This window comes from Halomonas jincaotanensis, assembly GCF_018448785.1.
Taxonomy (GTDB): domain Bacteria; phylum Pseudomonadota; class Gammaproteobacteria; order Pseudomonadales; family Halomonadaceae; genus Halomonas; species Halomonas jincaotanensis.
Genome location: NZ_JAHCLU010000003.1, coordinates 122,613 through 135,224 on the forward strand (window position 1 = coordinate 122,613; position 12,612 = coordinate 135,224).

At 61.6% G+C, this 12,612-nt stretch carries 12 protein-coding genes and 1 pseudogene; 12 read left to right on the forward strand and 1 reads right to left on the reverse strand.

Annotated elements, in window-relative coordinates; all coding sequences use genetic code 11:
* Positions 1-7 precede the first annotated feature (7 nt).
* From KG088_RS03880 to KG088_RS03930, 11 genes and pseudogenes are all read left to right on the forward strand, one after another.
* Positions 8-538: a DUF192 domain-containing protein gene (locus tag KG088_RS03880; RefSeq protein ID WP_213824184.1), complete on the forward strand. Its 531-nt coding sequence runs from the start codon at positions 8-10 to the stop codon at positions 536-538.
* A 331-nt stretch (positions 539-869) separates the two neighbouring features.
* The gene (locus tag KG088_RS03885) at positions 870-1,868 is read left to right on the forward strand and encodes a TRAP transporter substrate-binding protein (RefSeq protein ID WP_213824185.1); all 999 of its coding nucleotides are present in this window, start codon (positions 870-872) and stop codon (positions 1,866-1,868) included.
* A 62-nt stretch (positions 1,869-1,930) separates the two neighbouring features.
* Complete coding sequence (locus KG088_RS03890) at positions 1,931-2,443, forward strand: TRAP transporter small permease (protein WP_213824186.1); 513 nt, start codon at positions 1,931-1,933, stop codon at positions 2,441-2,443.
* Between the two features lie 2 nt (positions 2,444-2,445).
* A complete protein-coding gene (locus KG088_RS03895) occupies positions 2,446-3,717 on the forward strand; it encodes a TRAP transporter large permease (protein WP_213824187.1) in 1,272 nt (423 codons plus the stop codon).
* A gap of 22 nt (positions 3,718-3,739) precedes the next feature.
* Complete coding sequence (locus tag KG088_RS03900; RefSeq protein WP_213824188.1) at positions 3,740-4,513, forward strand: SDR family oxidoreductase; 774 nt, start codon at positions 3,740-3,742, stop codon at positions 4,511-4,513.
* Positions 4,514-4,536: 23 nt separating this feature from the next.
* On the forward strand, positions 4,537-5,472 hold the full coding sequence (locus KG088_RS03905; protein WP_213824189.1) for a 3-hydroxyacyl-CoA dehydrogenase: 936 nt from the start codon (positions 4,537-4,539) through the stop codon (positions 5,470-5,472).
* A gap of 52 nt (positions 5,473-5,524) precedes the next feature.
* Positions 5,525-6,457, forward strand: a complete 933-nt coding sequence (locus tag KG088_RS03910; protein WP_213824190.1) for a BKACE family enzyme — start codon at positions 5,525-5,527, stop codon at positions 6,455-6,457.
* A 75-nt stretch (positions 6,458-6,532) separates the two neighbouring features.
* The gene (locus tag KG088_RS03915) at positions 6,533-7,543 is read left to right on the forward strand and encodes a LacI family DNA-binding transcriptional regulator (protein ID WP_213824191.1); all 1,011 of its coding nucleotides are present in this window, start codon (positions 6,533-6,535) and stop codon (positions 7,541-7,543) included.
* A 156-nt stretch (positions 7,544-7,699) separates the two neighbouring features.
* A pseudogene (locus KG088_RS03920) lies at positions 7,700-8,711 on the forward strand (DctP family TRAP transporter solute-binding subunit).
* A gap of 64 nt (positions 8,712-8,775) precedes the next feature.
* Positions 8,776-9,255: a TRAP transporter small permease gene (locus tag KG088_RS03925; protein ID WP_213824411.1), complete on the forward strand. Its 480-nt coding sequence runs from the start codon at positions 8,776-8,778 to the stop codon at positions 9,253-9,255.
* Positions 9,245-10,567, forward strand: coding sequence for a TRAP transporter large permease (locus KG088_RS03930; RefSeq protein ID WP_213824192.1), 1,323 nt, complete (start codon positions 9,245-9,247; stop codon positions 10,565-10,567). Before KG088_RS03925 ends, KG088_RS03930 begins: the two co-directional genes overlap by 11 nt.
* Positions 10,568-10,592: 25 nt before the next feature.
* On the opposite strand, the gene KG088_RS03935 is transcribed toward KG088_RS03930, so the two are convergent.
* Positions 10,593-11,111 (reverse strand): macro domain-containing protein, encoded by a 519-nt coding sequence (locus KG088_RS03935; RefSeq protein WP_213824193.1) that lies wholly within the window; start codon positions 11,109-11,111, stop codon positions 10,593-10,595.
* A 400-nt stretch (positions 11,112-11,511) separates the two neighbouring features.
* Between KG088_RS03935 and KG088_RS03940 the strand changes: the two genes are divergently transcribed.
* Positions 11,512-12,492: a TAXI family TRAP transporter solute-binding subunit gene (locus KG088_RS03940; protein WP_213824194.1), complete on the forward strand. Its 981-nt coding sequence runs from the start codon at positions 11,512-11,514 to the stop codon at positions 12,490-12,492.
* Positions 12,493-12,612 lie beyond the last annotated feature (120 nt).

The window sequence follows — 12,612 nt, forward strand, 5'->3', positions numbered from 1 at the left end:
AGCCGCTATGAACCCGACGCGCCGTCAACTCCTGCAGGGCCTGGTCGTCCTGGTGCCAGCCGCGACACTGCTGCCGCGCTCCCTGCTGGCCGAGACTACCGAAGAAGCGCCGCGAACGGTGCCTGTCGTGGTGCACAGCGACCAAGGGCCCCACCGGTTGATGGTCGAGACGGCCCGTACCCAGGCCCAGCGCAGTAAGGGCCTGATGGACCGCGATGAACTCGATCCTGAGGCCGGGATGCTGTTTCTCTACCCTCGGACCCAATCGTCGCGCAATGGCTTCTGGATGTACCGCACGCGCATTCCGCTGGATATCGCCTTCATCGATGAGAATGGAGAGATCGTGACGATCGCGACGATGCAGCCGTGCGAATCATCGAGTCCTCGCGAGTGTCCGGTCACTCGGCCGGAGGCCGCCTACATGGCGGCACTGGAGGTCAATGCCGGGTATTTCGAGGAGCAGGGCATCAAGGTCGGCGATTGCGTGAGCTGGCCGGGCAGTTGTGAACTCTGCGCGGCCGACGCCCCTGCCAGCTGAACTACCTCCCGCTCCCGGCTTGCCGTCGGGGTCGAATTTACTGTAGCCGTATTGCTTGTGTGGTGATGGCCATCACGGCGATACATGTCGTCCATTATGAATACGTAGTCATTTTTTAGACTAAAGTATATTTGCATATAAATCAAATAGATAAAAAAGAAATGGGTAAATTTCTGGCAGCAGTGTTTGCATACGTAGTCATACTGATCTAGAACATACAATCGTGATTACAGCCAATGTGTCGGGCGGGTTTCGAGAGCCGCCGAATGATGACCAATAACCTGAACCGGTAGACGCCACTGTTCTTGCCGGCACAGACAAGGAGTACAAGATGCACAACGCCACTGTTTCCGTCTTCGCAAAGACCCTACTGACCACCGCTGTCATGGCCGCGTCCCTCTCGGCGGCCCATGCCGGGACCGAGCGGGTGATCAATGTCAGCCTGCCACTTGGGCCAGACTCCCAGCAGGGTATCGGGGTGCTGAAGTTCGGCGAGGAACTCGAAAGACTCTCCGAGGGCCGTTTTTCGATCGAGCCTCACTACGACAACGCGCTGGGTGCCGAGCGCGAAGTCGTCGAGGGCATGGGCTTCGGCATCATCGATGCCGGCATCTCTTCAACCGGCCCAATGGGGGGGTTCGTCGATGAGTTCATGCTCTTCGACCTGCCCTACGTCTTCGAAAACCACGAGCATGCCTATGCCTTCCTGGACAGCGAATATGGCGAGCAGCTCGCCCAGCTGGCCGAGGAAGGCATGAACGTGAAGTTCCTGGCGTGGATGGAGAACGGCTTTCGCCACAACACCAACTCGGTGCGTCCGATCGAGAAACCCAGCGACCTGGAAGGCATTAACCACCGCACCCAGGAAAGCCGCGTCCAGGTCGATACCTGGGAAGCACTGGGGGCCAACGCCACACCCATGGCATGGACCGAGGTCTACACCGCCCTCCAGCAGGGTGTGATGGACAGCCAGGAAAACCCCCTGGCCACCATCTATGACGTGAATTTCTACGAAGTTCAGGACTACCTGAACATGACCCAGCACGTCTATTCGCCAGCGCCATTGATGATGAGCCTGGACCTGTTCAATTCCTTCAGCGAAGAAGACCAGGCGATCATCCTGGAAGCGGCCCAAATTGCTCTGCCTGTACAGCGCGAGGCCAGCCAGGAGCTGGAGCAGCGTTACCTCGGGCAACTCGAGGAATTGGGCATGACTGTGACCCATCCCGACCTCGCCCCGTTCCGCGAAGCGGTCAAACCCGTCCTTGAGGAGTGGGCCCCCACCATCGGTGAGGACCTGGTCGACGCTGCCATCAATTTCGAATACTGAGCCCACGACGCCTGCAGGCGGCAATGCTTCCTGCGGGCGCCTTCCTGACGCATGAGGCAGCCATGAAGTCTTATCTATTGCTGGCCCATAGAGCCATTGATGAATTCAATCGTCTGATCGGTTGGATGCTGGCCGGGCTCTTGCTAGTGATGACGGTGCTCATCTTCTGGCAGGTATTCGCTCGTTTCGTAGTGGGCAGCCCACTGTTCTTTTCCGATGAGATCGCCCGCTTCGCGATGCTCTGGTTGACGTTTCTCGGAGTCGGGTATGCCTATCGCAAGGGTACCCTGATCTCCGTGGATATCTTGCTGGAACACGCCGGCAAAAAGCTGGCTCGCCTGCTACGGATTGCCGTCATCCTCTGTTCCACTCTCTTCGCCTTCATCATGATTAAGTACGGCTACGACCTGATGGATCGGGTCGCCAGCCAGACAGCACCCAGCACTCGCATATCCATGATGTGGCCTTATATGGCCATTCCTGCGGGAGGCGTGGTCATCATGATCAATAGCCTTGGGCTGTTGCTCGATGAGGCACTCAACATACCCAACCAGCCTAAGCAGGAGGTGAACTGACGATGGCACTGCTCTTGTTCCTGCTGCTGATTTCGCTGTTCATCATCGGCGTACCCATTGCCTTATCGCTCGGACTGGCCTCTGCCGTCACTATTTGGCATGGGGACCTGTCACCCATGCTGATTGTCCCCCAACAGCTCATCGCGTCGGTGAACTCCTTCCCGTTGATGGCGATTCCCTTCTTCATCCTCGCGGGTTCCCTGATGCAGAGCGGTGGAATATCCCAACGCCTGGTCGATTTCTCCAACACGCTGGTCGGTAGCATGACAGGCGGCCTGGCGATGGTGGCCATCGTCACCTCGCTGTTCTTCGCGGCCATCTCAGGATCGGGCGCGGCCACTACCGCGGCCATCGGTTCCATCCTGATCCCCGCCATGCTGGCCAAGGGCTATCCCGGAGGCTATACCGCCGCTAACCAGGCCGCCTCAGGCGCCCTCGGCGTCATCATCCCACCCAGCATCCCACTGATTCTCTACGCGATTGCCGCCAATGTATCCGTTGGGGACATGTTCATCGCGGGCATCCTGCCGGGTATTCTGGTCACGCTGAGCCTGCTGATCTTCGCCTACTTCTTCGCCAAGGCCAACGGCCTGGGGGGGAGTATCGAAAAGAGCTCCTGGGGGGACGTCCTGCGTGCCGGGCGCAAGGCGATTCTGGCAATCCTCATGCCGGTCATCATCCTGGGCGGCATTTACGGCGGCATCTTCACGCCGACCGAAGCCGCAGTCATTGCCGTCGCCTACTCCTTTATGATCGGCTTCGTCGTCTATCGAGAAATCGAGTTGAGCAGCCTGGTCGGCATCCTCAAGCACTCGGCTGTAACGACCGCCATCGTGCTGAGCATCATCGGTGCTGCAGGGCTGTATGGCCGTATCCTTCAGCGGTTGAGGGTGCCTGACATGGTGTCCCAATTCGCTATCTCGACCATTGAGAGTCCTTTCCTGTTCATCATCCTGGCCAACGTCCTGCTGTTGTTTGCAGGGATGTTCATTGAGGCGGCGGCTGCGATCCTGATCTTCGTGCCGATTCTTCTGCCCATTGCGATCAGCTTCGGTTTCGACCCGGTCCACTTCGGGATCATCATGGTGGTCAATCTGGCGATGGGCATGTTTACCCCACCGGTAGGGCTCAATCTCTTCGTGGCGTCCCAGATTGCCGATATTAGTATCGCTCGCCTCACCTGGTCCGTCATGCCCTTCGTCGGCATCGTACTCATCAACCTGCTGATCATCAGCATGCTTCCCTTCCTGTCCACTTGGCTGCCTTCTCTGTAAGACCATTCAAGGAGAGAACCCTATGACCGTTTTAGAAAGCCTAGCGCCGCGCCAAGGCCTCAGAGTACTGATCACCGCCGGGGCCAGCGGGATCGGCCGCGAAATCGCCATGGCCTTTCACGAGGCGGGAGCGCGTGTCCACGTCTGCGACATCGACGAAACCGGGCTCAAGGCGCTGCCGGAGAGCATCACCTCAAGCGTCGCGGATGTCAGCCAGGAAGATCAGGTCGAGCGTGTGTTTGGCGACGCGGCCGCCCTCGGTGGCCTGGATATCGTCGTCAACAATGCCGGTATTGCCGGCCCGACCGGCGGCATCGACGAGATCGCCTCCAGTGACTGGTTGAAGACCATCGACATCAACCTCAATGGCCAGTATTTCGTCGCCAGCCGTGCCGCGCCGCTGCTGCGCGCGAGCCAGGGACTGTTGATCAACCTGGCGTCCGTGGCCGGTCGCCTGGGCTTTGCCTACCGCACTCCCTACGCCGCGAGCAAGTGGGCGGTGGTCGGGCTTACCAAGAGCCTGGCCTGTGAGCTCGGCCCGGACGGCGTGCGTGTCAATGCCATCCTGCCGGGCATCGTCAGCGGACCGCGTATCGAGCAGGTGATCCGCGACCGCGCCGAGAAGCGCGGGATCAGCTACGCGGAGATGGAAAAGGAGAATCTCTCCAAGGTCTCGATGCGCAAGATGGTGAACGCCAGCGATATTGCCGCCATGGCGCTGTTCCTGGCCGCGCCAGGAGGCAGCAATATTTCCGGTCAGGCGCTCAGTGTCTGTGGCAATGTCGAAACCTTGTAATCCTTACCGCGGGGAGTATGAACATGAGCAAAAAGGTTGCCGTGATCGGGGCTGGGCTGATCGGCCGGGCCTGGGCGATCGTCTTTGCCAGGGCGGGTACGCCGGTGTGTCTGTACGACGTCAGTGAACCGGCCCTGGCCCAGGCCCGAGGGGCCATTCGCACCTCGCTCGAGGACCTGGTGAATTACGGCCTGGTCGATGACCCCGACGCGGTCATGGCCTGTATCAGCATCGAGCCGGACCTGGGCCGGGCGCTTGGCGACGTCGGCTACGTCCAGGAATGCGGCCCCGAGGACGTCGCGGCCAAGCGCGAGATCTATACCGCGATGGAGGCGGTGGTCTCTACCGATGCCATCCTGGCGAGTTCGACCTCGGGGATCGCCGCGTCGCGCTTCACCGATCACCTGCGCCATCCCGAGCGCTGCCTGGTGGCGCATCCGGTGAATCCGCCCTATCTGATTCCGCTGGTCGAGGTGGTGCCCACCCCGGCGACCCGCGCCGAGGCGGTCGAGCGCACGATGGCACTCATGACCGCGGTGCGACAGCAGCCGATCCTGGTCAAGCGGGAAGTGCAGGGATTCATTCTCAACCGCCTGCAGGGCGCGCTGCTCAACGAGGCATTGCGGCTGTTCCGCGATGGTTATGTGTCAGCAGAGGATCTCGACAAGACCGTCAAGCACGGCCTCGGCCTGCGCTGGTCGTTCATGGGCCCGCTCGAGACCATCGATCTGAATGCCCCGGCGGGGGTGGTCGATTACGCCCGACGCTACGGGCCGCTGTATCGCGATGTCGACGCCCAGCGCGATGGCAGTGACCCCTGGGCGGAGGAGACGCTGGCGGCGCTCGATGCCGAGCGGCGCACCTTGCTGCCCAGTGATGGCCTGGCCGAGCGTCAGGTCTGGCGGGATCGCCGGTTGATGGCGCTGATGGCCCATCAGCAGTCGGCCAACGATGCCTGATGCCACATCAACAAGCGTTATATAAACGAGCTACTTCAGCGAGGAGACGCCCATGGCGACCCAGCGAAAGGTCATTATCACCTGCGCCGTGACCGGTGCGATTCACACCCCTTCTATGTCACCGCATCTGCCTGTGACGCCCGAGGAGATCATCGAGTCGGCCGTTGCCGCGGCCGAGGCAGGCGCCTCAATCCTGCACCTGCATGCACGGGATCCCGAGACTGGCAAGCCCACCCAGGATCCCGCGGTGTTCGAGAAGTTCCTGCCGCAGATCAAGGAGGCCACCGGGGCGGTCATCAACCTCACCACCGGCGGTAGCCCGCACATGACGGTGGAAGAACGTATGCGCCCGGCCGTCGAATTCCAGCCGGAACTGGCGTCGTTGAACATGGGCTCGATCAACTTCGGGCTGTTTCCGATGTTGCAGCGCTTCAATACCTTCAAGCATGAGTGGGAGCGCGAGCACCTCGAGAAGAGCCACGACCTGGTCTTCAAGAATACCTTCGCGGATATCGAGAAGATCATGACGATGTGCTCGAAGAATGGCACGCGGTTCGAATGCGAATGCTACGACATCGGCCATCTCTACAGCCTGCGCAATATCATGGATCGCGGCATTATCGACGGCACGCTGTTCATCCAGAGCGTGTTCGGCATTCTCGGTGGCATCGGCCCGCATCCCGAGGACGTGCTGCACATGCGCCGCACCGCCGACCGATTGTTCGGCAGCGACTATCAATGGTCGGTGCTGGGCGCCGGCAGCAGCCAGATGCGCATCGCCTCCCAGGCGGCCGCCATGGGCGGTAACGTGCGGGTTGGCCTTGAGGATTCGCTGTGGCTGGGGCCGGGCAAGCTGGCGGAAAGCAATGCCAGCCAGGTGAACAAGGCTCGCGAGCTTCTCGAAGGATTGTCCCTGCCGGTGGCGACCCCCGACGAGGCGCGCAGCATGCTTGGCCTGAAGGGTGGCGACAAGGTAGGCTTTTGAGCTGAATGATCGAAACAATGCCTGCTTCGGCAGGCATTTTTGGTGCGGCCTTTTCCTCCGGCATGAGCTCCCTTGATGAAGACCAAGTCCGTGACATCCCGAGATGTTGCACAGCTGGCCGGTGTCTCGCAGTCGGCGGTTAGCCGCTCCTTTTCCTCCAATGCCAGCGTGTCGGCCAAGACCCGCAAGCGAGTGCTCGAGGCCGCGCGCCAGCTCGGCTATCGGCCGAACACCATCGCCCGCTCGTTGATCACGCGCTCGAGCAAGACCATCGCAGTGGTGATCTACAGCCTGGAAAACCCCTTCTATTCGAGCGTCCTGGAGCGGGCCTCCAAGTTCTTTCAGGCCCGCGGCTATCATCTGCAGTTGTTTGTGGCCCCGCTCGGCAAGGCCTTCGACGAGGTGATCGACGATATTCTCAGGAGCCAGGTCGAGGGCGTGCTGATGCTGGCGATCTCCATCACCCGCGCCCAGGCCGGCGAGATCGCGGCGGTCGGCGTGCCAGTGGTGATCATCAACCGTACCGTCGATTACGAGGGCATCAGCCAGGTCAGTTGCGACAACCATCAGGGTGGCTACTGGGCGGGCCAGTTGCTCGCCGCGTCCGGCCACCAGCGCATCGCCTTCCTCGGTGGGCTGATCGGGTCCTCCACCAATGAGCAGCGTCAGGCCGGTTTGCTGTCCGCCCTGGCCGAGCGCGGCATGACGTGTCATGGCGTGGATGTCGGCAATTATCGCTACGAGGATGCGCGATTTGCCACGCGGCGGATGTTCTCGACAAGGCGGGTGCCAGACGCGATCTTCGCGGCAAACGACCTGATGGCCATTGCGGCCATGGAAACCCTGCGCCACGAACTCGGGCTTAGGGTACCCCAGGATGTGTCCATCGTCGGCTTCGACGACATTCCCATGGCCGCCTGGCCGAGCCATTCGCTCACCACGCTTCAGCAGCCGATCGAGCTGATGATCGTCAAGGCCACCGAATTGCTGCTCAACCAGATCAACCAGACGGAATCGAGCCCCGACCATATCAAGCTGCCCGTCACGCCGATGCTGCGAAACAGCACCAGGTCCGCGTCGATCTAGTCATGGCAGGGGAGTGCTCGGCACGTCGCCGGTACCGATGGCGGCGAGCTGGCTTTCAACGCGCGACTTCGTAGAATGGAACGGCTGAGCGTTGCCATGCTCGCCATAACGAAAATGCCCGCGATCCACGCCGGGCCGCCGCTGCAAGGATACGCCATGACCACCACCCGCCATGTCACCCGGCTTGCCACTGCGCTGACCGGTGTCGCCGTCCTGTCTTTCTCGCTCTCCGCTCAGGCCCGCGAGCTGTCCGTTTCCACCGTGCTCCCCGATGCGTTTCCCTGGGGGCAGGCCGCCGAAAAGTGGGCGGATCTGGTGGAAGAGCGCACCGACGGCGAGCTCACCCTGCGCGTCTATCCCAATTCCCAACTAGTCTCCGGCGATCAGACCCGGGAATTCTCCGCCATGCGCTCGGGGCTGATCGACGCGGCCGTCGGTTCGACCATCAACTGGTCGCCGCAGGTGCCGGAGCTCAACCTCTTCTCGCTGCCGTTCTTTATGCCCGACGAGTCGGCGGTGGACGCCGTCACCGGCGGCAAGGCGGGGGAGGTGGTGTTCGAGGCCATCGAGTCGCGCGACGTGATTCCCCTGGCCTGGGGGGAGAACGGCTTTCGACAGCTCTCCAACTCCCAGGGCCCCATCGACGAGCCGGCCGACCTCGAAGGATTGAAGATCCGCGTGGTGGGCTCGCCGCTGTTCCAGGACACCTTCGATGCCCTGGGGGGCCGACCCTACCCAGATGAGCTGGGCCGACGCCAAGCCGGCGTTGACCAGCGGGGCGGTAGACGGTCAGGAGAACCCGTTGTCGGTGTTCGATGTGGCGCGTATCGACCAGGTGGGCCAGGAACACCTGACGCTCTGGAACTACATGAACGATCCGCTGATCTTCGCCGTCAATCGCCAGGTCTGGGAGTCGCTCGACGAGGCCCAGCAGGCGATTCTGCGCGAGACCGCCATCGAGGCCGGTGAATGGGAAATCGCCATGACGCGCGAGCAGGAGAGCGAGCGTCTAGCGGCGATCCAGGAGCGCGGCGTCGAGGTGACGGAGCTCTCCGATGACCAGCATCAGGCGTTCGTCGACGCGACCCGCAGTGTTCACGATGACTGGGTATCGCAGATCGGCGAGTCACTTGTCGAGGCGGCCCAAGCCGACATCGAGTCGCCCTGAACACAGCCTGCTAGTGAATCGGCCGGCACCTATAAGGTGCCGGCCGCTTGGCATTGAGGCCATGATGAAACGCTTACCCGATGCGCGCCTCGAGCGCGTGCTGGCATCGCTGGCGCTGGTGATCATCTCGTTGATCAGCCTGACCAATGTGGTGACGCGCTATGTCACCGGGGGATCGCTCGCGTTTACCGAGGAGTTCTCGGTGTTCCTGATGGTAGTGGTGACGTTTGCCGGCGCCTCGGTGGCCCTGCGGCGTAACGGCCATATTCGGATTGGTCTACTGGAGCGGGCGCTGCCCGGCGCGCCGCGCAAGGCGCTGATCGTCTTTCAATGGCTGTGTGGCACCCTGGTGCTGGGATTGATTACCTGGTTCGGCGGCAAGCTGGCCTGGCAGGAGTATCAGTGGGAGTCGCTGTCGCCGGGGCTCGGCCTGCCGCAGTGGTGGTATGTCGTCTGGCTGCCGGTCCTGTCGGCCGCCATGCTGGTGCGCCTGGCCCAGCAGACGCTGGATCGCCTGCGCGGGAGGCTCGAGGATGGGTCCTGATCTGTGGATGCTGTTCGCCTTCGCGGGTCTGCTGGTGGCCGGGGTGCCGGTGGCCTTCTCGCTGGGGCTTTCCGGTGCGGTAGGTATTGTCACCGGCCTGTCACCCGCCATGCTGGCGACGCTGGGCACCAACACCTACAACAGTATCGCCAAGTACCCGCTGATCGCGATTCCGTTGTTCATCCTGACCGGGCTGATCTTCGAACGCTCGGGGGTGGCGCTGCGCCTGGTGCGCTTCGCCCAGGCATTGATCGGGCCGCGTCACGGCGGGCTGGCGCTGGTGGCGGTGCTGGTGTGCATGATCATGGGCGGCATGAGCGGCTCCGGCCCGGCCGATGCCGCGGCGGTGGCCATGGTGATGCTGCCGAGCATGACCAAGGCCGGTTATCCCAAGCCATTCTCGGCCACCCTGATCGCGGCGTCGGCGTCCACGGCGATCCTGATTCCGCCCTCGGTGGCGTTGATCCTGTATTCCATCGTGGTGCCGGGGGTCGACCTGAGGGCGCTGTTTGCCGCCGGGCTATTTCCCGGCCTGCTGGCCGGATTGGCGCTGCTGGTGCCGGCGCTGCTGGTGTCGAGACACTATGGTTGGGAAGGGAGTGGTCGGGAAGGCGGTGACGCTTCAGTCGATAATGCCGATCGCCCCGAGCTGGGGGAGGCCTTCAAGCAGGCGCTGCCGGCACTCTTCGCTCCGGTGCTGATTCTAGGCGGGCTGCGCTCGGGGCTCTTCACGCCGACCGAGGCGGCGGTGGTAGCGGTCACCTACGGCGTGCTGGTGGGCCTGTTCGTGACGCGAGAGCTCACGCTTCGTGAGCTCTGGGCCTTGTTCGGCGAGGCGGCGGTAATCTCCGGCGTGGTGATGCTGATCATCGCGCTGGCCGGCATCTTTGCCTGGGCGGGAACCATGCTGGGCACCTTCCGCGAGCTCGCCGAGTGGATCATCGGCCTGTCCGATAACGGCACCTGGATGCTGGTGCTGATCATGCTCGCCGTCCTGGTGGCCGGCACCCTGCTCGATGCGATCTCGATCTATCTGATCATGATGCCGATCCTGATCCCGGTGATGCAGCATTTCGAGTGGAATCCGGTGTGGTTCGGCATCCTGATGGCGATGAATATCGCCATCGGTCAGTTCACGCCGCCGGTGGCGGTGAACCTGATGGTCACCACCCAGGTAGCGAAGATCCGCCTGGAGCAAACCATCGGCTGGGCGCTGATGTTCGTCGTCGCCATGGCCGGCGCCTTGGCGCTGGTTGCGGTGTTCCCGGAAATCTCCCTGTGGCTGCCGCGAGTGCTGGGCTACAACCTCTGATGTTGTAGCCTTGCTCGATGTAGCGTCAGTGAGGCGCCAGCGTGTCGAGTGTGCGCTGGTGTAGCTCGGTACTGGCGGTGTCGAACAACACGAAGCGAACCAGCTCCAGGCCGGGGAACTCGGGCAGGCTTTCCAGCACCGTGGAGAGGGCGATGCGCGCCGCCTCGGCGGCAGGATAGCCAAAGGCGCCGGCGGAAATCGCCGGAAAGGCGATCGAGGAAACGTCGTAACGGTGGGCCAGCTCGAGCGCTTGACGGTAGCAGCTGGCGAGCAGCACATCCGCTGGTTCGTCGATGCCATATACCGGCCCCAGGCAATGGATAACGTATCGATTAGGCAGATCGTGTGCACCGCTAATCACTGCCTGGCCTGGCCGGATCGGCGCAAGTGGCTGGCACTCCTCCGCGAGCCCCGGGCCAGCGGCGCGATGCAGCGCACCGGCCACGCCACCGCCGGTTTCCAGCCGGGCATTGGCAGCGTTGACCACGGCGTCTATATCGGGTTGGCTGGCGATATCGCCTTGGACGCATTCGATGGCTCCCATCCTCGCTTCCCTCCTGCTGGCTGATGGGATTCAGTCTGGCCGCCAGGGCGGCAGTTCATCAAGGTTATGGCAACGGCTAATGCCCGATTGCATGACGTCAGGAGGTCTATGCAGTTATACAAGTCCCGCGGTAGAGCGTTAGAAACTCGGGGGAGGCGCTGGTGGATCGACTCCGGCAAGGCGTGACTCGACGATGTCGGTGCAACGTGGAAGGAATGCTTAAAAAATTAACGTTCACTAAACGTAAGGCAAGGCTAGACTGGATGCTATGGAAAAAAGACCTCATCAAGCAGGCGTTTTTTTCGCTAAAGTAGCCAATGACGGTTTAACCGTCGGTAAGCCTGCCACTTGCAGGGTTTGCCACCATCATGTCGATCACAATGCCAATTGAGGTGTGTTCATGAAACGCCACGCTTTTTCTACTGCGGCTTTCTCCGGTGCCTTGCTGGGGGCGGCTATGTTTGCGTCACCGGCCATGGCCCAGGACGACGAGCAATTCATCACCATCGGCACCGGTGGCCAGACCGGTGTGTATTACGTAGTCGGTCAGTCGATCTGTCGTCTGGTCAACCGTCTGGAAGATTCCAGCATCAAGTGTAATGCGCCTTCCACCGGCGGCTCGGTTGCCAATATTAATGGCATCAAGTCCGGTGAACTGGACATGGGGGTCGCCCAGTCCGACGTCCAGTACCAGGCCTACAACGGTACCGGTAATTTCGAAGGCGAACCCTACGAGGAGTTACGTGCCGTGTTCCGCGTCCACGGTGAGCCGTTGACTCTGCTGGCGCGTGCCGACTCGGGGATCGAGACGCTTGATGACCTGGAAGGCAAGCGTGTCAATATTGGCAACCCAGGCTCCGGTCAGCGCAACACCATGGAAGTGGTGATGGAGGCCAAGGGCTGGACCGAGGACACCTTCTCTCTGGCATCACAGCTCGATGCCGCCGAGCAGGCCGCGGCTCTCGCCGACAACAATGTCGATGCCATGGTCTATGTCGTAGGTCACCCCAACGGCTCTATCCAGGAGGCAACCACGACCGTCGACTCTCGCCTGATCCCGTTGAATGACGAGGATATCGATGGCATCGTCGAGGAATATCCCTATTACACCAAGTCGGTGATACCGGGTGGCCTCTACAAGGGCAATGACGAAGATGTCGAGACCTTCGGCGTGGCAGCGACCTTCGTGACCACCGCCGAGGCCGATGAGGAAGTTATCTACCAGACCGTCAAGGCAGTATTCGACAACTTTGACCGTTTCAAGCGTCTGCATCCGGCCTTCGAGAACCTCGATCAGGAGGAGATGGTCAGCGAGGGGCTTTCCGCTCCGCTGCATGATGGGGCGGCGCGTTACTATCGTGAACAAGGTTGGATCGAGTAATCCTGTAACCCGAGGTGTTGCTACCTGGTAAGAAATGCGCGGTTACCCGAGGGTGCCGCGCATTCTGGTTCAGGATGTTGATAGGCATTTCGATAGGGCAATCATGCGTCAATCGACTCG